The organism is Streptomyces sp. Inha503, from assembly GCF_047215865.1.
Lineage (GTDB): Bacteria > Actinomycetota > Actinomycetes > Streptomycetales > Streptomycetaceae > Streptomyces > Streptomyces lycopersici.
In genome coordinates, this window is the sequence record NZ_CP178360.1 from 9,511,394 (window position 1) to 9,530,284 (window position 18,891).

15 protein-coding genes are annotated in these 18,891 nt (G+C 70.9%); 12 read left to right on the forward strand and 3 right to left on the reverse strand.

The genetic code is table 11. From position 1 onward, the window contains the following. Nucleotides 1–147: 147 nt before the first annotated feature. The 4 genes from secD to ACJX2R_RS40425 all read left to right on the forward strand — a co-directional run bounded on the left by secD (nt 148) and on the right by ACJX2R_RS40425 (nt 6,410). Nucleotides 148–1,944, forward strand: coding sequence for a protein translocase subunit SecD (secD, locus tag ACJX2R_RS40410; RefSeq protein WP_413104116.1), 1,797 nt, complete (start codon nt 148–150; stop codon nt 1,942–1,944). Between the two features lies 1 nt (nt 1,945). Further along, nucleotides 1,946–3,064, forward strand: a complete 1,119-nt coding sequence (gene secF / locus ACJX2R_RS40415) for a protein translocase subunit SecF (RefSeq protein WP_413104117.1) — start codon at nt 1,946–1,948, stop codon at nt 3,062–3,064. Between the two features lie 17 nt (nt 3,065–3,081). Further along, on the forward strand, nt 3,082–3,678 hold the full coding sequence (locus ACJX2R_RS40420) for an adenine phosphoribosyltransferase (RefSeq protein ID WP_413104118.1): 597 nt from the start codon (nt 3,082–3,084) through the stop codon (nt 3,676–3,678). 200 nt (nt 3,679–3,878) lie between these two features. Continuing rightward, nucleotides 3,879–6,410: a RelA/SpoT family protein gene (locus ACJX2R_RS40425; protein WP_413104119.1), complete on the forward strand. Its 2,532-nt coding sequence runs from the start codon at nt 3,879–3,881 to the stop codon at nt 6,408–6,410. Nucleotides 6,411–6,535: 125 nt separating this feature from the next. Here ACJX2R_RS40425 and ACJX2R_RS40430 read toward each other — a convergent pair whose 3' ends face one another. Together ACJX2R_RS40430 and ACJX2R_RS40435 are read right to left on the reverse strand one after the other, a co-directional pair. Continuing rightward, nucleotides 6,536–7,765, reverse strand: coding sequence for a DUF349 domain-containing protein (locus ACJX2R_RS40430; protein WP_413104120.1), 1,230 nt, complete (start codon nt 7,763–7,765; stop codon nt 6,536–6,538). 209 nt (nt 7,766–7,974) lie between these two features. Beyond that, nucleotides 7,975–8,841, reverse strand: a complete 867-nt coding sequence (locus ACJX2R_RS40435) for a peptidylprolyl isomerase (protein WP_413104121.1) — start codon at nt 8,839–8,841, stop codon at nt 7,975–7,977. A 152-nt stretch (nt 8,842–8,993) separates the two neighbouring features. On the opposite strand from ACJX2R_RS40435, the gene ACJX2R_RS40440 reads away from it, so the two are divergent. From ACJX2R_RS40440 to ACJX2R_RS40455, 4 genes are all read left to right on the forward strand, one after another. Then, nucleotides 8,994–9,710 (forward strand): MBL fold metallo-hydrolase, encoded by a 717-nt coding sequence (locus ACJX2R_RS40440; protein WP_413104122.1) that lies wholly within the window; start codon nt 8,994–8,996, stop codon nt 9,708–9,710. A 13-nt stretch (nt 9,711–9,723) separates the two neighbouring features. Then, the gene (hisS, locus tag ACJX2R_RS40445) at nt 9,724–10,986 is read left to right on the forward strand and encodes a histidine--tRNA ligase (RefSeq protein WP_413104123.1); all 1,263 of its coding nucleotides are present in this window, start codon (nt 9,724–9,726) and stop codon (nt 10,984–10,986) included. A gap of 377 nt (nt 10,987–11,363) precedes the next feature. Next, entirely contained in the window at nt 11,364–12,005 is a 642-nt protein-coding gene (locus ACJX2R_RS40450; RefSeq protein ID WP_262701016.1) for a vitamin K epoxide reductase family protein, read from the forward strand. A 62-nt stretch (nt 12,006–12,067) separates the two neighbouring features. Next, nucleotides 12,068–13,453, forward strand: coding sequence for a replication-associated recombination protein A (locus tag ACJX2R_RS40455; RefSeq protein WP_262700946.1), 1,386 nt, complete (start codon nt 12,068–12,070; stop codon nt 13,451–13,453). A 103-nt stretch (nt 13,454–13,556) separates the two neighbouring features. Here ACJX2R_RS40455 and ACJX2R_RS40460 read toward each other — a convergent pair whose 3' ends face one another. Then, complete coding sequence (locus ACJX2R_RS40460; protein ID WP_413104124.1) at nt 13,557–14,459, reverse strand: DUF2470 domain-containing protein; 903 nt, start codon at nt 14,457–14,459, stop codon at nt 13,557–13,559. A 55-nt stretch (nt 14,460–14,514) separates the two neighbouring features. On the opposite strand from ACJX2R_RS40460, the gene rpsD reads away from it, so the two are divergent. The 4 genes from rpsD (at nt 14,515) to alaS (ending at nt 18,889) form a co-directional block, all read left to right on the forward strand. Further along, complete coding sequence (gene rpsD, locus ACJX2R_RS40465; protein WP_046087713.1) at nt 14,515–15,126, forward strand: 30S ribosomal protein S4; 612 nt, start codon at nt 14,515–14,517, stop codon at nt 15,124–15,126. A 306-nt stretch (nt 15,127–15,432) separates the two neighbouring features. Beyond that, nucleotides 15,433–15,879: a DUF948 domain-containing protein gene (locus tag ACJX2R_RS40470; protein ID WP_210947493.1), complete on the forward strand. Its 447-nt coding sequence runs from the start codon at nt 15,433–15,435 to the stop codon at nt 15,877–15,879. Between the two features lie 8 nt (nt 15,880–15,887). After that, nucleotides 15,888–16,217 carry a DUF6167 family protein gene (locus ACJX2R_RS40475; protein WP_037951636.1) on the forward strand — a complete coding sequence of 110 codons (330 nt, stop codon included), beginning with the start codon at nt 15,888–15,890 and terminating at the stop codon, nt 16,215–16,217. After that, nucleotides 16,217–18,889, forward strand: coding sequence for an alanine--tRNA ligase (gene alaS / locus ACJX2R_RS40480; RefSeq protein WP_413104125.1), 2,673 nt, complete (start codon nt 16,217–16,219; stop codon nt 18,887–18,889). The genes ACJX2R_RS40475 and alaS overlap by 1 nt, the downstream gene beginning before the upstream one ends. Nucleotides 18,890–18,891: the final 2 nt, after the last annotated feature.

Genomic DNA, 18,891 nt, shown 5'->3' on the forward strand with positions numbered 1-18,891 from the left:
GTCATCCGGGAACCGCGGCGCGCCATCGATCGGTGCGCCGCGGTTCCCTGGACGGTCTAGGCTCCGGCGGGGGCTTGTCCCCACAAGACTTCGTGGCCGCCCCGCGCACACCCGATGCGGGGCGGTTGGACAGGGAGATACGAGAAGGTGGCAGCACCGAAGAAGGGCCGCAGGTCCTCCGGGTCACAGGGCAGGCCAGGGCGCCCCTTGGCCGTCATCCTGATCGCCATCGCGGCGCTGACCGGAGGCATGTTCGTCTCCGGTCACACCACGCCGCGACTGGGCATCGATCTCGCGGGCGGCACCAGCTTCACGCTGGAGGCCAAGAACCAACCGGGCAAGCCCAACGCGATCAACACGGACAACATGAACACCGCCGTGGGGATCATCGAGCGGCGGGTCAACGGTCTGGGTGTGTCCGAGGCCGAGGTCCAGACGCAGGGTGAGAAGCACATCATCGTGAACATCCCCAAGGGGACGAACGCGAAGCAGGCCCGGCAGCAGGTCGGCACCACCGCCCAGCTCTACTTCCGGCCGGTGGTCACGACCACCAGCGGCCAGAAGACCCCCGAGAAGCCCAACTCCACCCCCAGCCCGTCGGCCAGCGCCAGCGGCAAGGGCCAGGACAAGGGCGACGACAAGGGCGGCAAGCCGTCCGGTACGCCATCGGCCTCGTCATCGGCCTCCTCGTCCTCCTCCGCCAGCCCCAGCACCCAGGGGCGGGCCCTCTCCGAGGGCCTGAAGGCCGACGAGAAGCCCAGCGGAAGCCCCTCACCGTCGAAGACCCCGAAGCCCGACCCGTCCAAGAGCCCGTCGGGCTCAAACAGTCAGGAAGAGCTGGCCAAGCAGTTCGCGAAGCTGGACTGCACCAAGCCGGCCGGACGCGCCGCGGCGGCCGAGAAGGCGGCCAACGCCAAGCCGACCGACTCGGTGCTGGCGTGCAGCCAGAAGGGCGACGCCAAGTTCGTCCTCGGCCCCTCCGAGGTCGAGGGCACCGACGTGGACGACGCCTCGTCGGTCTTCGAGAGCCAGAACGGGGCGGGCTGGATCGTCCAGCTCGACTTCAACAGCAAGGGCTCCAAGAAGTTCGCCAAGACCACCGGCGAGCTGACCAAGCAGCAGTCCCCGCAGAACCGCTTCGCGATCGTCCTGGACGGCGAGGTCGTCTCCGACCCCGAGGTCACCCAGGGCGCCATCACCGGCGGCCGGGCCACCATCTCCGGCGGCTTCACCCAGCAGAGCTCCGAGGACCTGGCCAACGTGCTGTCCTTCGGCGCCCTCCCGCTGTCCTTCGACATCGCCGACGAGACCACCGTCTCCGCCGCGCTCGGCGGTGAGCAGCTGGACGCCGGTCTGATCGCCGGTGCCATCGGCCTCGCGCTCGTCGTGATCTACCTGGTCGTCTACTACCGCGGTCTCGCCCTCGTGGCCATGGCCAGCCTCGGCGTCTCCGCGATCCTGACGTACACGATCATGGTGCTGCTCGGCCCGGGCATCGGCTTCGCGCTGAACCTCCCGGCGGTCTGCGGCGCGATCGTGGCCATCGGTATCACCGCCGACTCGTTCATCGTCTACTTCGAACGGATCCGCGACGAGATCCGGGAGGGCCGCTCGCTGCGCCCCGCCGTCGAGCGCGGCTGGCCGCGGGCCCGGCGCACCATCCTGGTGTCCGACTTCGTGTCGTTCCTGGCCGCCGCGGTGCTCTACATCGTCACCGTCGGCAAGGTGCAGGGCTTCGCCTTCACCCTGGGCCTGACCACGCTGCTCGACATCGCCGTGGTGTTCCTCTTCACCAAGCCGCTGATGACGATCCTCGCCCGCCGTCCGTTCTTCGGGAACGGCCACTCGTGGTCCGGCCTCGACCCCAAGCGCCTCGGGGCCACGCCGCCGCTGCGCCGCCGCCGTTCCGCCGCCCCCGGCCCCGCCGACACGAAGGAGGCGTGAGATGTCGCGACTCGGCACTCTCGGCGCCAGGCTCTACCGAGGCGACGTCGGTTACGACTTCGTCGGCAAGCGGAAGATCTGGTACGGCATCTCGATACTGATCACCATCACGGCCATCGTGGGCCTGGCGGTGCGCGGCCTGAACATGGGCATCGAGTTCTCCGGCGGCGCGGTCTTCACGACCCCCAACACCAAGGTCTCCAGCACCGATGTGCGTCAGGCGGCCGAGCAGGCCTCCGGCGGCCACACCGTCGTCGTCCAGGAGCTCGGCCGCGGCGGGATGCGGATCCAGATCAGCGAGCTGGGCACCAAGGAGGCGCTGCCGGTCCAGGAGGAGCTCGCCAAGGAGCTGGGCGTCAAGACCAGCAAGATCGACACCCAGCTGGTCGGCCCGAGCTGGGGCGAGCAGATCGCCAGCAAGGCCTGGCAGGGGCTGGCGATCTTCATGGTGCTGGTGGTGATCTATCTCGCCATCGCCTTCGAGTGGCGGATGGCGCTGGCCGCCCTGATCGCCCTGATCCACGACCTCACCATCACGGTCGGTGTCTACGCGCTGGTCGGCTTCGAGGTCACCCCGGGCACCGTGATCGGTCTGCTGACGATCCTCGGTTATTCGCTCTACGACACCGTCGTGGTCTTCGACGGTCTCAAGGAAGCGTCGAAGGACATCACCAAGCAGACCCGCTTCACCTACAGCGAGATCGCCAACCGCAGCCTCAACTCGACCCTGGTGCGGTCCATCAACACCACGGTCGTGGCGCTGCTGCCGGTCGGCGCGCTGCTGTTCATCGGCGGCGGTCTGCTCGGCGCGGGCATGCTCAACGACATCTCCCTGGCGCTCTTCGTCGGCCTCGCCGCCGGTGCGTACTCCTCGATCTTCATCGCGACCCCGCTGGTCGCCGATCTGAAGGAGCGCGACCCGAGGATGAAGTCCCTGGCCAAGCGGGTGAAGGCCAAGCGTGCGTCGGCCGCCAAGGCCGAGGCCGCCGACTCGGCCTCCGAGGAGGACGACGCGCCCGCCCTGGAGGACGCCGCCGCGGCCCCCGCCGGCGTCGTCGGCCAGCGCCGCCAGCCGTCCCGCAACCGGGGGCGCGGCCGGCCGTCCGGCAAGCGGCGATGAGCGGGGGAGCCTGAGAGATGACCGAGACGACGGAGACCACGGCGGGCAGCCCGGACGGATTCGGCGGAGCCTCCGCCGAGGAGCTGCGCACGCTGCTGCTCAGCCGCATCCAGGACGTGCCGGACTACCCCAAGCCCGGCGTGATGTTCAAGGACATCACCCCGCTGCTCGCCGACGCCGCGGCCTTCGGCGCGCTCACCGAGGCGCTCGCCGAGCTGTGTCTCCGGCACCAGGCGGACAAGGTGGTGGGCCTGGAGGCGCGCGGTTTCATCCTCGCCGCGCCGGCCGCGGTCCGCGCCGGGATCGGCTTCGTACCGGTCCGCAAGGCCGGCAAGCTCCCCGGGGCGACGCTCGCCCAGCGTTACGAGCTGGAGTACGGCACGGCCGAGATCGAGATACACGCCGACGCGCTGGAGCCCGGGGACCGGGTGCTGGTGATCGACGACGTGCTGGCCACCGGCGGCACCGCCGAGGCGTCCCTGCGGCTCATCCGGCGGGCCGGCGCCCGGATCGCCGGGGTCGCCGTGCTGCTGGAGCTCGGCTTCCTCGCCGGCCGTGACCGGCTGCTGGGCTCGCTCGACAGCGCCCCGCTGGAGGCCCTGATCACGGTCTGAGCCGGGCTTGGACTCACGGGCCCGTACACCGGGCCGGGAAGACCGCCGGAGGGCGGGGACGCGAACCGCCGGGTCCCCGCCCTCCGCCATGCCGCCCCACCTCCCGTCATGCCCGGCTTGGCGGTCGAGAGGCAAGCGGAGTGGCGGGATCGATACCATGGCAGCCCGACCTTTTCGGGTCCGGACCGCTAGGAGTGCTCTTGCCAGACGAGGCCCAGCCGCTCTCGCCCGAAGTCCGTCCGGGCGGAACCCCCTCCGCACAGCCGGACGCGCCCACCGCCGCCGAGCCGACGGCGGCCCCAGGCGTGCCCAGGAACAGCGGTGACGGCGCGGCCCGGCGCGGCCCCGAGCAGACCAGCCCGAAGCCCGCCGCGGGCCGCGGCAACAGCCTGCCCGCCACCACGCCCCCCGCGCGCCCCGGACAGGGCCCCGCGCCCCGCTCGGGCTCGTCCAACCGCGTCCGGGCCCGGCTGGCGCGCCTCGGCGTCCAGCGCTCCAGCCCGTACAACCCGGTGCTCGAGCCGCTGCTGCGCATTGTGCGCGGCAATGACCCCAAGGCGGAGGCCGCGACGCTGCGCCAGATCGAGCGCGCGTACCAGGTGGCCGAGCGCTGGCACCGCGGCCAGAAGCGCAAGAGCGGCGATCCGTACATCACCCACCCCCTCGCGGTGACCACGATCCTGGCCGAGCTGGGTATGGATCCGGCCACTTTGATGGCCGGGCTGCTGCATGACACCGTCGAGGACACCGAGTACGGCCTGGACACCCTGCGCCGCGACTTCGGCGACCAGGTCGCCCTGCTCGTCGACGGCGTCACCAAGCTGGACAAGGTCAAGTTCGGCGAGGCGGCCCAGGCCGAGACCGTGCGCAAGATGGTCGTCGCCATGGCCCGGGACCCCCGGGTGCTGGTGATCAAGCTGGCCGACCGGCTGCACAACATGCGCACCATGCGCTACCTCAAGCGGGAGAAGCAGGAGAAGAAGGCCCGCGAGACCCTTGAGATCTACGCCCCGCTCGCCCATCGGCTGGGCATGAACACCATCAAATGGGAGCTGGAGGACCTCGCCTTCGCGATCCTCTACCCCAAGATGTACGACGAGATCGTGCGGCTGGTCGCCGAGCGGGCCCCCAAGCGCGACGAGTACCTGGCCGTCGTCACCGACCAGGTCCAGGGCGATCTGCGGGCGGCGCGGATCAAGGCGACCGTCACCGGTCGGCCGAAGCACTACTACTCCGTCTACCAGAAGATGATCGTGCGCGGCCGCGACTTCGCCGAGATCTACGACCTGGTGGGCATCCGCGTCCTCGTCGACACCGTCCGTGACTGCTACGCGGCGCTCGGGACCATCCACGCGCGGTGGAACCCGGTGCCGGGGCGGTTCAAGGACTACATCGCGATGCCCAAGTTCAACATGTACCAGTCGCTGCACACGACGGTCATCGGGCCCAGCGGCAAGCCGGTCGAGCTCCAGATCCGCACCTTCGACATGCACCGCCGCGCCGAGTACGGCATCGCCGCGCACTGGAAGTACAAGCAGGAGGCGGTGGCCGGCGCCTCCAAGGTGCGCACCGATGTGCCCCGTAAGGCGGGCAAGGACGACGCCATCAACGACATGGCGTGGCTGCGGCAGCTCCTGGACTGGCAGAAGGAGACGGAGGACCCGGGCGAGTTCCTGGAGTCCCTGCGCTTCGACCTGTCCCGCAACGAGGTCTTCGTCTTCACGCCCAAGGGCGACGTCATAGCGCTACCGGCCGGGGCCACTCCGGTCGACTTCGCCTACGCCGTGCACACCGAGGTCGGCCACCGTACGATCGGCGCCCGGGTCAACGGGCGGCTGGTGCCGCTGGAATCCACCCTGGACAACGGCGACTTGGTGGAGGTCTTCACCTCCAAGGCGGCGGGCGCCGGACCCTCCCGCGACTGGCTGGGCTTCGTCAAGTCGCCGCGGGCCCGTAACAAGATCCGCGCCTGGTTCTCCAAGGAGCGCCGCGACGAGGCCATCGAACAGGGCAAGGACGCGATCGTCCGGGCGATGCGCAAGCAGAACCTGCCCATCCAGCGGATCCTGACCGGCGACTCCCTGGTCACCCTCGCCCATGAGATGCGCTACCCCGACATCTCCGCGCTCTACGCGGCGATCGGCGAGGGCCATGTCTCCGCGCAGAACGTGGTGCAGAAGCTCGTCCAGGCGCTCGGCGGCGAGGAGGCGGCCAACGAGGACATCGCCGAGACCGCCCCGCCCATCCGCCGCACCAAGCGCCGCTCCAGCGCCGATCCGGGCGTGGTGGTCAAGGGCGTCGAGGACGTGTGGGTCAAGCTGGCCCGCTGCTGTACACCGGTGCCAGGCGACCCCATCATCGGCTTCGTCACCCGCGGCAGCGGCGTCTCGGTGCACCGCGCCGACTGCGTCAACGTGGACTCGCTCTCGCAGCAGCCCGAGCGCATCCTCGACGTGGAATGGGCGCCCACCCAGTCGTCGGTCTTCCTGGTGGCCATCCAGGTCGAGGCGCTGGACCGGTCCCGGCTGCTGTCGGACGTCACCCGCGTACTGTCCGACCAGCACGTCAACATCCTCTCCGCGGCCGTGCAGACCTCCCGCGACCGGGTGGCCACCTCGCGCTTCACCTTCGAGATGGGCGACCCCAAGCACCTGGGCCACGTCCTGAAGGCCGTACGCGGCGTGGAGGGCGTCTACGACGTCTACCGGGTCACCTCGGCCCGCGCCCGCTGAGAACGCGCCGCTGATCCGCTGAGAGGATCCGCTGAGGTCGCTGAAGCATCCGCTGAGCACACGACGGCGGCGGCCCCCGGCGCCTTCACGCCGGGGGCCGCCGCCGTACGCGGATCAGCGCGCGCTCAGCCGCCGAACTCCTGGAGGCCCTTCAGCGCCTGGTCCAGCAGCGCCTGCCGGCCTTCGAGCTCCTTGGAGAGCTTGTCGGCCTTCGCGTTGTTCCCCGCCGCGCGGGCCGCGTCGATCTGGGACCGCAGCTTGTCGACGGCGTCCTGGAGCTGGCCGGTGAGCCCCGCGGCGCGCGCCCGCGCCTCGGGGTTGGTCCGCCGCCACTCCGTGTCCTCGGCGTCCTGGATGGCGCGCTCCACCGCGTGCATCCGGCCCTCGATACGGGCGCGGGCGTCCCTCGGCACATGGCCGATGGCCTCCCACCGCTCGTTGATCGACCGGAAGGCCGCACGGGCCGCCTTCAGGTCCGAGATCGGCAGCAGCTTCTCGGCCTCGACGACGAGCTCCTCCTTACGGGTGAGATTCTCCCGCTGCTCGGCGTCACGCTCCGCGAAGACCTCGCTACGGGCCTGGAAGAAGATGTCCTGCGCACCGCGGAAGCGGTTCCACAGGTCCTCCTCGGACTCGCGCTGGGCACGGCCCGCGGCCTTCCAGTCCGACATCAGGTCCCGGTACCGGGCCGCGGTCGGACCCCAGTCGGTGGAGCCGGAGAGCGCCTCGGCCTCGGCGACCAGCTTCTCCTTGGTCTGCCGGGCCTCCTCGCGCTGTGCGTCCAGGGCCGCGAAGTGTGCCTTGCGCCGCTTGGAGAACGCCGAGCGGGCGTGGGAGAAGCGGTGCCACAGCTCGTCGTCGGTCTTGCGGTCCAGCCGGGGCAGGCCCTTCCAGGTGTCGACCAGGGCGCGCAGCCGCTCCCCGGCCGCCCGCCACTGCTCGCTGGCGGCCAGCTGCTCGGCCTCGGCGACCAGGTCCTCCTTGGCCCTGCGGGCCTCGTCGGCCTGGACCGCCTTGGCCGCCTTGCGCTGCTCGCGGCGGACCTCGACCTCTCCGGCGAGCTTGTCGAGCCGCTTCCTCAGCGCGTCCAGATCGCCGACCACGTGATGCTCGTCGACCTGCTGGCGGATGTGCTCGATGGCCGCCGTCGCGTCCTTGGCCGACAGATCGGTGGTCTTGACCCTGCGCTCGAGGAGGCCGATCTCGACGACCAGACCGTCGTACTTGCGCTCGAAGTAGGCGAGGGCCTCTTCCGGCGATCCCGCCTGCCACGATCCGACGACCTGCTCCCCGTCGGCCGTACGCACGTACACGGTCCCCGCCTCGTCGACGCGGCCCCAAGGCTCGCTGCTCACAGCGCCTCCTCCACATGATGCCGGGGCGGGCGCGCGGCCCGCGGGCATCGTCCACAGTTTCTTCCGGCCGGGATACGCCCTGGCCGGTCTCATATCAGGGTGGCGGCCACCGGGCCAGGCACCCTACACAACGCCAACATAGGCGACCGGTGCCCCGGCTGTCCGTATCCTGCGCGACCGAAATTTCGCAGTACGCGAGCCCGGCGACCTCAGGACTTGCCGACGGTGGCCTTGTTGATCACCACGCTGGCGTTCGGGGCGGTGTTCATCGTCTGGTCCGGGGGAGCCGCCCCGGCGTTGGCGATCTTCTGTAGGACCTTCATCCCGGCCTTGTCCACGGTGCCGAAGGGCGTGTAGTCCGGCGGGAGGTCGCTCTTCTTGTAAACCAGGAAGAACTGGCTGCCGCCGGTGTTCCGGCCCTTCTTGGTCTGCGGGTTGTACTGGTTGGCCATGGCGACGGTCCCCGCCGGGTACTTGCCGCCCTTGAGCGAGGGGTCCTTCAGGTTCTCGTCCGGGAGGGTGTAGCCGGGGCCGCCCGCGCCGGTGCCCTGCGGGTCACCGCACTGGAGCACGTAGATCCCCTGGTTCACCAGCCGGTGGCACTTGGTGTGGTCGAAGTAGCCCTTGCCCGCCAGGAAGCTGAAGGAGTTGACCGTGTGCGGCGCCTTGCCCGCGTCCATGGTCACGGAGATGTCCCCGCAGGTCGTCTCCAGCTTCATCGTGTAGGAGGCCGACTTGTCGATCGTGACCGCCGGTTCCTTCTTCCACGACAGCTTCTTGGGCTTCTTGCCCGCGACCGCCTTCGCCTCCTTGGCACAGGGGTCGGGCGCCTTGCTGGTGGGGGCGGCCGAGGGGGTGGCGGAGGCGGCGGCGTCGTCCTTCTTCTTGTCCTTGTCGTTCCCGGACAGCGCGCCCGTGGCCGCGACGGCACCGCCACCGGCCAGGACCACGGCCAGCACGGCGGCGATCACCACATTGCGCTGGCGGGACTTTTGCCGGGCGGTTTCGCGCCGCTGCTGCTGCCGAAGGTACTTCTCCCGGGCGAGTTGCCGCCGCCGCTGCTCGTTACTGACCACCGGGTCGTCTCCTCATGGCGTGTGCCGTCGGTGTGCTGCTGTTGTGTACGAGGGCTCGGCCGTACCGTATACGGGTTCGCTGTGGCCGGGGCGCCGCCGGTAGGCTCTGAAGCCGCCGACAATCTTCCACCGGACGACTTCTAAGGACGATCGTGCTCATTGCCGGGTTCCCCGCCGGGGCCTGGGGGACCAATTGCTATCTGGTCGCCCCCGCCGCCGGTGAGGAGTGCGTGATCATCGACCCGGGCCACCAGGCGGCCCAAGGCGTCGCGGAGGCGGTCGCCAAGCACCGGCTCAAGCCCGTCGCCGTCGTCCTCACCCACGGCCACATCGACCATGTCGCCTCGGTCGTCCCGGTCTGCGGCGCGCATGACGTACCGGCGTGGATCCACCCGGCCGACCGCTTCATGATGAGCGACCCCGAGAAGGCGCTCGGGCGCTCCATCGGCATGCCGCTGATGGGTGAACTCACCGTGGGCGAGCCGGACGACCTCAAGGAGCTGGCCGACGGCGCCGAGCTGAGGCTGGCCGGTCTGGAGCTCACCGTCGCGCACACCCCGGGCCATACCAAGGGGTCGGTGACCTTCCAGATGCCCGAGCAGGCGGACATCCCGTCCGTCTTCTTCGCGGGCGATCTGCTCTTCGCCGGCTCCATCGGACGCACCGATCTGCCCGGCGGCGATCACGCCGAGATCCTCGAGTCGCTGGCCCGTGTGGTCCTGCCGCTCGACGACTCGACCGTGGTGCTGTCCGGCCATGGCCCCCAGACCAGCATCGGCCGTGAGCGCGCCACCAACCCGTATCTGCGCGAGGTGGCCGCCGGCCTGGGAGACGGCGCCCGGCGCCCGGCTCCGCGACGAGGAATGTGACGAGAGACTTCCGTTGAGCACCTTCAAAGCCCCCCGGGGCACGTATGACCTGATCCCGCCGGCCTCCGCGACCTTCCTCGCGGTGCGCGAGGCGATCGCCGCACCGCTCAAGCGCTCCGGCTACGGCTACATCGAGACCCCCGGTTTCGAGAACGTGGAGCTCTTCGCGCGCGGCGTCGGCGAGTCCACCGACATCGTGACCAAGGAGATGTACACCCTCACCACCAAGGGCGGCGACGAGCTCGCGCTGCGCCCCGAGGGCACCGCCTCGGTGCTGCGCGCCGCCCTGGAGGCCAATCTCCACAAGGCCGGATCGCTGCCGGTCAAGCTCTGGTACTCGGGCTCGTACTACCGCTACGAGCGCCCGCAGAAGGGCCGCTACCGCCACTTCTCGCAGGTCGGCGCGGAGGCGATCGGCGCCGAGGACCCGGCCCTTGACGCCGAGCTGATCGTCCTGGCCCACGACGCCTACCGCTCGCTCGGGCTGCGGAACTTCCGCATCCTGCTGAACTCACTGGGCGACGCCACCTGCCGCCCCGTCTACCGGGCCGCCCTCCAGGACTTCCTGCGCGCCCTGGACCTGGACGAGGACACCCGGCGGCGCGTGGAGATCAACCCGCTGCGGGTGCTGGACGACAAGCGCGAGGCGGTGCGCGCGCAGCTGGCCGACGCCCCGCTGCTGCGCGACTACCTGTGCGAGGAGTGCAAGGCGTACCACGCGGAGGTCCGCGAGCTGATCACCGCGCGGGGTGTGGACTTCGAGGACGACGCGAGGCTGGTGCGCGGCCTGGACTACTACACCCGCACCACCTTCGAGTTCGTCCACGACGGCCTGGGCTCCCAGTCCGCCGTCGGCGGCGGCGGCCGCTACGACGGCCTGTCCGAGATGATCGGCGGCCCGGCCCTGCCCTCGGTGGGCTGGGCGCTCGGCGTGGACCGTACGGTGCTCGCGCTGGAGGCCGAGGGCGTCGAGCTGAACCTGCCCGCCGCCGTCAGCGTCTTCGCGGTGCCGCTGGGGGAGGAGGCCCGCAAGGTCCTCTTCGGCCTGGTCGGTGAGCTCCGTACGGCGGGCGTCGCCACGGACTTCGCCTACGGCGGCAAGGGCCTGAAGGCCGCGATGAAGGCCGCCAACCGCAGCGGTGCCCGCTACGCGATCGTGGCGGGCGAGCGCGACCTCGCCGAGAACGTGGTCCAGCTGAAGGACATGGAGTCCGGCGAGCAGTCCCCGGTCCCGCTGACCGAGGTGGTCGAGGCGGTCCGCGCACGCCTCGCCTGAGGGAGCCTCATAACTCGCCTGAGCGAGCCTCAAAAGGGGGCCCGGGGAACGTCCTGGGCCCCCTTTCGCCGCCTCCTGCCGGGGGCAGCAGCGGCGAACCGGCGTACGGTCTCGCGGACCGTCAACTCGGCCGGGGCGGATTCATCCTCCCAATCGATGCCGATTCGGGACCGTCACCCGCGCTCCCCGGAGGCGGGGTCCCGGCCCGGCAGGGACGTCCGGGAGCCCGCCTTATGTCCTCTGAACGGGGGACGGGGCACCATGGCATGACCGTGATAAGCGCGCCTCGCGGCGATGGCGGGTGCGGCACAATGGCCTTGCCCGACGGGGCTGGAGATGGCGGAGAGCGACGGACGGCGAGTATGGCGACGACAGTGATGGACGACGTGGAGTCCGGCGAGGCGCGGGAGGGCTCGCGGGCCGGGACGGGAGGCAGCCGTGCCTTCGCCCTCCTGCTCGTGATCACCGGAGCGCTGGGACTGCTGGCCGCCTGGGTCATCACGATCGACAAGAACAAGATCCTCGAGTACAAGGCCGACGGCAAGGTCTTCACGCCCGGTTGCAGCCTCAACCCCGTCGTCTCCTGCGGCAACATCATGGAGAGCGACCAGGCGCAGGCGTTCGGCTTCCCGAACCCGATGCTCGGCCTCGTCGCCTACGCCATCGTGATCTGCGTGGGCATGTCGCTGCTGACCGGGGCGCGCTTCCCGCGCTGGTACTGGCTGACCTTCAACGCGGGCACGCTCTTCGGCGTCGGCTTCGTGACCTGGCTCCAGTACGAGTCGCTGTACGTCATCGGCTCGCTGTGCCTGTGGTGCTGCCTCGCCTGGGTCGCCACCATCGTGATGTTCTGCTACGTCACCGGCCACAACCTCAAGCACGGATACCTCCCCGCGCCGGACGGGCTGCGGCGCGGGCTCATGGAGTTCCACTGGGTGGTCCCGGTGGTGTGGATCGGCGTCATCGGAATGCTGATCCTGACCCGCTGGTGGGATTTCTGGACGGGCGCTCAGGGCTGAGCCCGCACCCTCCGAACCCCGCGCGCGGCGGCGTTGTCAGTGCGGTGTCATAGGCTTCCCGGGTGGAGCCAGACCTGTTCACCGCCGCCGCAGAGGACCGCCAGGAGAAGGATCCGGCCAGCAGCCCGCTGGCCGTGCGGATGCGTCCGCGCACCCTCGACGAGGTCGTGGGCCAGCAGCATCTGCTGCGCCCCGGATCCCCGCTGCGGCGGCTCGTGGGCGAGGGCGGCGGAGGTCCGGCCGGGCCGTCGTCGGTGATCCTCTGGGGCCCGCCGGGCATCGGCAAGACGACGCTGGCGTATGTGGTCAGCCAGGCCACCCAGAAGCGCTTCGTCGAGCTGTCGGCCATCACCGCGGGGGTCAAGGAGGTCCGGGCCGTCATCGACGGCGCGCGCCGCTCCTCCGGGGCGTACGGGCGGGACACCGTGCTCTTCCTGGACGAGATCCACCGCTTCAGCAAGGCCCAGCAGGACTCGCTGCTGCCCGCCGTGGAGAACCGCTGGGTGACGCTGATCGCGGCCACCACCGAGAATCCGTACTTCTCCGTGATCTCCCCGCTGCTCTCGCGCTCACTGCTGCTCACCCTGGAGCCGCTGACCGACGACGATCTGCGCGGGCTGCTGGGGCGCGCACTCACCGACGAGCGCGGGCTCGGCGGGGCGGTCACCCTCCCCGAGGACGCCGAGGCGCATCTGCTGCGGATAGCGGGCGGCGACGCCCGGCGGGCGCTCACCGCGCTGGAGGCGGGCGCCGGGGCGGCCCTGGACAAGGGCGAGTCCGAGGTCACGCTCACCTCGCTGGAGGAGGCGGTCGACCGGGCCGCGGTGAAGTACGACCGCGCGGGCGATCAGCACTACGACGTGGCCAGCGCCCTCATCAAGTCCATCCGCGGCTCGGACGTGGACGCGGCGCTGCACTATCTGGCCCGGATGATCGAGGCGGGGGAGGACCCGCGGTTCATCGCCCGGCGGCTGATGATCTCGGCGAGCGAGGACATCGGCCTGGCCGATCCCACCGCCCTGCCCACCGCCGTGGCAGCGGCGCAGGCGGTCGCCCTGATCGGCTTCCCGGAGGCCGCGCTCACCCTGAGCCACGCCACCATCGCGCTCGCGCTCGCGCCCAAGTCCAACGCCGCCACCACGGCGATCGGCGCCGCGCTGGCCGATGTGCGGGCGGGCCTGGCCGGGCCGGTGCCGCCGCATCTGCGCGACGGCCACTACCAGGGCGCCAAGAAGCTGGGCCACGCGCAGGGCTATCTCTATCCGCACGATCTGCCGGGCGGCATCGCGGCGCAGCAATACGCACCGGACAAGATCCACGGCAAGCGGTACTACGAGCCCACGCGGTACGGGGCCGAGGCGCGGTACGCGGATGTGGTGGAGCGGGTGCGGGCGCGGCTGCGCGGCGACCCGCCGCCATCCGCCGACGGCCAGGCCCCGGCCACCTAGCGGCCGGGCCCCGGCCCTCGCCGTACGGGCCCCGGCCTCCGTCGTACGGCGGTCGGCTCCGGCCCTCGCCGTACGGGCCCCGGCCTCGTCATGGCGGACGGCCTCAGCCCGTCGCCGCGTCGAACAGGGCGTGCATCGCGTACCGCAGCTCGGACACGTTCCGCACCGGCTCGGGAAAGTCGAAGCGCGCGTCGAACGGCCGGTCCGCCTCGTCCGTGAAGCGCACCCGCAGGCCGAAGCGGTCCAGCGCCACCGGGGTGGCCGGGCCCCGGGTGCAGACCAGGCCGGAGCGGTCGCCGAGCAGCGCGCACAGCCCGCGCACCTGCTCGCTGTGGGCGGCGTGCAGATGCTGGAGCAGATCGGCCTCGTGCCTGACCAGCGGATCGGGGTCGGCCGAGGTGAAGTCGTCCGGCTCTACGCCGTCCGCGCCCCACAGGTCGTCCACACACGCCTCGCCGACCTCGAGCCGCAGCAGCGTCCAGGCGGCCCTCCCGGCGGGCCCCACCCCGGCGGCCGGTCCACCGCGCCGCGACGGCCGCGGCGCCTGGTCGAGGCCGAGCAGTTCGCCCACCGGATGCCGCTCGGTCAGCAGCGCCGCCGCGGTGCGCGTGCGCTCGCCGCAGGGGACGGGGGTGAGCCAGCCGGCCACCCAGGCGCGGCCGCGGATCCGGTGGGGCATCGCGACGGGGGCCACGTCGGTGATCTCCATCACGCAGGTCAGCTCGTCGTCCTGGGCGTGGGTGGCGGCGCGGGCGGCGGGGGAGGCGCTGGCCATCAGCAGCAGCACGTCCCCGTCCGGAGCGACCGTACGGGCGGCGGGACCGTCCACCCCCAGGTCGTCCAGGGCCTCGATTCCGGGAATCGTCAACGAAGCCGTAGCCTTGGATTCAACGAGAGTACGTACGCGCTCTGCCGGTGTGGGCCGCAGGGTGCTTTCCATGGGACGCGGCTGACCCTCCTCGGGGCTCTGACCAGTGCTGGGCAGGGGGATCCCAGGTCGAAACATGCGTTCTCCTCGGCTAAGGTAAGGCTCACCTAACTTACATGGAGGTTCGTTCCCCGTGAACCAGTCGCGTCCCAAGGTCAAGAAGTCGCGGGCGCTCGGCATCGCTCTGACCCCGAAGGCCGTCAAGTACTTCGAGGCACGCCCCTACCCGCCGGGCGAGCACGGCCGTGGCCGCAAGCAGACCAGTGACTACAAGGTCCGGCTGCTGGAGAAGCAGCGGCTGCGCGCCCAGTACGACATCAGTGAGCGCCAGATGGTCCGTGCCTACGACCGCGCCCGGAAGGCCGAGGGCAAGACGGGCGAGGCCCTGGTCGTCGAGCTCGAGCGCCGGCTGGACGCGCTCGTCCTGCGGTCGGGCATCGCCCGCACCATCTACCAGGCCCGCCAGATGGTCACCCACGGCCACATCGAGGTCAACGGCCGCAAGGTCGACAAGCCGTCCTTCCGGGTCCGCCCGGACGACGTGGTGATGGTCCGCGAGCGCAGCCGCGAGAAGGTCCCCTTCCAGGTGGCGCGCGAGGGTGGCTACGCCCCCGACGGCGAGACCCCGCGCTACCTCCAGGTCAACCTGAAGGCGCTCGCCTTCCGCCTGGACCGGGACCCCAACCGCAAGGAGATCCCGGTGATCTGCGACGAGCAGCTCGTCGTCGAGTACTACGCCCGCTGATCCGGCGGAGCGGACCGTACGCATCCAAGCCCGCGGGCTCCCCCTCGACACCGGTCGACGGGGAACCCGCGGGCTTGTCCGGTGGCGGGTCCGGACCGGGCGGGACCGGGCGCCCGGCGGCCGTTATGCGTTTCGGGTGCGCGTCCGCGGCGCGATAAGGTCGATACCTGCCGCCCGCACCCGGATACCGCCCGAGAGCGGCGGGCGACGGACGACGCCGAACGACGCGTCATCACGACACGTCGGCGCGCCGAGCACGACCAACACGAGACAACGACGACGAGCGGCGACAGGGAGCGGTGCGACGTGTCCGGTGGAGAGGTGGCCGGGATCCTCGTGGCCGTCTTCTGGGCGATCCTGGTGTCCTTCCTGGCGCTGGCGCTGGTGAGGCTGGCCCAGACGCTCAAGGCGGCCACCAGGCTGGTGGCGGAGGTCACCGACCAGGCCGTGCCGCTGCTGAGCGAGGCGTCCGCGACCGTGCGCGAGGCCAACACCCAGCTCGCCCGGGTGGACTCGATCGCCTCCGACGTCCAGGAGGTCACCTCCAACGCCTCCGCGCTCTCCTCGACCGTCTCCACCGCCTTCGGCGGACCGCTGGTCAAGGTGGCCGCGTTCGGCTACGGGGTCCGGCGGGCGATCGGCCGCAAGGGGCGGGCGGAGGACGAACCCGCGCCCGCGCGCAACGTCGTCATCGGCAAGACCCTGCCGTCCGCCCGCCGGGGCGGCCGCCGCAACCGTGGATCGAAGGGCTGACAGACCGGATGTTCCGCCGCACATTCTGGTTCACCACCGGCGTCGCCGCCGGGGTGTGGGCCACCACCAAGGTCAACCGCAAGCTCAATCAGCTCACCCCGGAGAGCCTGGCGGCGCAGGCCGCCGACCGGGCGGTGCTGGCGGGCCGGCGGATCAAGGTCTTCGCCCTCGACGTACGGGACGGCATGGCCGACCGCGAGGCCGCGCTCAAGGACGCGCTCGGGCTCTCCGCACCACCGCCGGACGACCGCAAGCGGCTCCCGGCCCAGCGGAGCCGGGCCGAGCTGACCCGCACCACCCCCTACAAGCTCCACAAAGCCGGAAATGAGGACCACTGATGGAGTCGGCTGAAATCCGCCGCCGCTGGCTGCGCTTCTTCGAAGAGCGCGGGCACACCGTCGTGCCGTCGGCGTCGCTCATCGCGGACGACCCGACGCTGCTGCTGGTCCCCGCGGGCATGGTGCCCTTCAAGCCGTACTTCCTCGGTGAGGTCAAGCCGCCCTTCGACCGCGCCGTCAGCGTGCAGAAGTGCGTACGCACCCCGGACATCGAAGAGGTCGGCAAGACCACCCGCCACGGCACCTTCTTCCAGATGTGCGGGAACTTCTCGTTCGGCGACTACTTCAAGGAAGGCGCCATCAAGTACGCCTGGGAGCTGCTGACCAGCTCCCAGGAGGAGGGTGGCTACGGCCTCGACCCCGAGCGGCTGTGGATCACCGTCTATGAGCAGGACGACGAGGCCGAGCGCATCTGGCGCGAGGTGATCGGCGTCCCCGCGACACGGATCCAGCGCCTGGGCATGGGCCCGAACTACTGGTCCATGGGCGTCCCCGGCCCCTGCGGCCCCTGCTCCGAGATCAACTACGACCGTGGTCCGGAGTTCGGCGAGGAGGGCGGCCCGGCCGTCAACGACGAGCGCTACGTGGAGATCTGGAACCTGGTCTTCATGCAGTACGAGCGCGGTCCGGGCGAGGGCAAGGAGAACTTCCCGATCCTCGGCGAGCTCCCCAGCAAGAACATCGACACCGGTCTCGGCCTCGAGCGCCTGGCGATGATCCTCCAGGGCGTGCGGAACATGTACGAGACCGACACCCTGCGCGTCGTCATGGACAAGGCCACCGAGCTGACCGGGGTCGCCTACGGCGCCGCCCATGACACCGACGTCTCGCTGCGCGTGGTCGCCGACCACATGCGCACCTCCGTCATGCTCATCGGCGACGGCGTCACCCCCGGCAACGAGGGCCGCGGCTATGTGCTGCGCCGCATCATGCGCCGCGCCATCCGCAACATGCGCATCCTCGGCGCCACCGAGCCGGTCGTCGGCGAGCTGGTCGACGTCGTCCTCAAGACGATGGGCCAGCAGTACCCGGAGCTGCTCACCGACCGCAAGCGCATCGAGACCGTCGCCCTCGCCGAGGAGTCGGCCTTCCTCAAGACGCTCAAGGCCGGTACCAACATCCTCGACACCGCCGTCACCGACACCAAGGCCGCCGGCGGCAGGGTGCTCCCCGGCGACAAGGCGTTCCTGCTCCACGACACCTGGGGCTTCCCGATCGACCTCACCCTCGAGATGGCCGCCGAACAGGGCCTCTCGGTGGACGAGGAGGGCTTCCGCCGCCTGATGAAGGAGCAGCGGGAGCGCGCCAAGGCCGACGCCAAGGCCAAGAAGACCGGCCATGCCGACCTGTCCGCCTACCGCGAGGTGGCCGACAGCTCAGGCCTGACCGAGTTCACCGGCTACCTCCACACCGAGGGCGAGTCCACCGTCGTCGGTCTGCTGGTCGACGGGGTGTCCTCGCCCGCCGCCACCGAGGGCGACGAGGTCGAGGTCGTCCTGGACCGCACCCCGTTCTACGCCGAGGGCGGCGGCCAGCTCGCCGACACCGGCCGGATCAAGCTGGACACCGGCGCCGTGGTGGAGGTCCGGGACGTCCAGCAGCCGGTGCCCGGCGTCAGCGTGCACAAGGGGGTCGTCCAGGTCGGCGAGGTGACGGTCGGCGCCGGGGCCCACGCCCGGATCGACATCAAGCGCCGCCGTGCCATCGCCCGCGCCCACAGCGCCACCCACCTCACCCACCAGGCGCTGCGCGACGCCCTGGGCCCGACCGCCGCCCAGGCCGGTTCGGAGAACTCGCCCGGCCGCTTCCGCTTCGACTTCGGCTCGCCGACCGCCGTACCCGGCGCGGTCCTCACGGACGTCGAGCAGAAGATCAACGAGGTGCTTTCGCGCGAGCTCGACGTCACCGCCGAGGTGATGAGCATGGACGACGCCAAGAAGCAGGGCGCCATCGCCGAGTTCGGCGAGAAGTACGGCGACCGGGTGCGCGTGGTGACCATCGGCGACTTCTCCAAGGAGCTGTGCGGTGGCACGCATGTGCACAACACCGCCCAGCTGGGTCTGGTGAAGCTGCTCGGCGAGTCCTCCATCGGCTCCGGGGTGCGCCGGGTCGAGGCCCTGGTGGGCGTGGACGCCTACAACTTCCTCGCCCGGGAGCACACGGTCGTCTCCCAGCTCACCGACCTGGTCAAGGGCCGCCCCGAGGAGCTTCCGGAGAAGATCTCCGGCATGCTGAGCAAGCTCAAGGAGGCCGAGAAGGAGATCGAGCGGTTCCGCGCGGAGAAGGTGCTCCAGGCCGCCGCCGGTCTCGTCCAGGGCGCCAAGGACGTCCAGGGCGTGGCCCTGGTGGCCGCCAAGGTGCCGGACGGCACCTCCGCCGACGATCTGCGCAAGCTGGTCCTGGACGTGCGTGGCCGCGTCCCCGGCGACCGCCCGGCCGTCGTCGCCCTCTTCGCCGTGGGAGGCGGCCGTCCGCTGACCGTCATCGCCACCAACGAGGCCGCCCGTGAGCGCGGGCTCAAGGCCGGTGACCTGGTCCGCACCGCCGCCAAGACGCTCGGCGGCGGAGGCGGCGGCAAGCCGGACGTGGCCCAGGGCGGCGGCCAGAACCCGGAGGCCGTCGGCGAGGCCATCGAGGCCGTCGAGCGGCTTGTCGCGGAATCGGGCCGGTAGTC

What these genes read in the sequence shown, in the direction of transcription:
- secF (WP_413104117.1), top strand. Translation starts at nt 1,946, where the DNA reads ATGTCGCGACTCGGCACTCTCGGCGCCAGGCTCTACCGAGGCGACGTC.
- ACJX2R_RS40420 (WP_413104118.1), top strand. Translation starts at nt 3,082, where the DNA reads ATGACCGAGACGACGGAGACCACGGCGGGCAGCCCGGACGGATTCGGC.
- ACJX2R_RS40450 (WP_262701016.1), top strand. Translation starts at nt 11,364, where the DNA reads ATGGACGACGTGGAGTCCGGCGAGGCGCGGGAGGGCTCGCGGGCCGGG.
- ACJX2R_RS40460 (WP_413104124.1), bottom strand. Translation starts at nt 14,459, where the DNA reads ATGTTTCGACCTGGGATCCCCCTGCCCAGCACTGGTCAGAGCCCCGAG.
- ACJX2R_RS40475 (WP_037951636.1), top strand. Translation starts at nt 15,888, where the DNA reads ATGTTCCGCCGCACATTCTGGTTCACCACCGGCGTCGCCGCCGGGGTG.
- alaS (WP_413104125.1), top strand. Translation starts at nt 16,217, where the DNA reads ATGGAGTCGGCTGAAATCCGCCGCCGCTGGCTGCGCTTCTTCGAAGAG.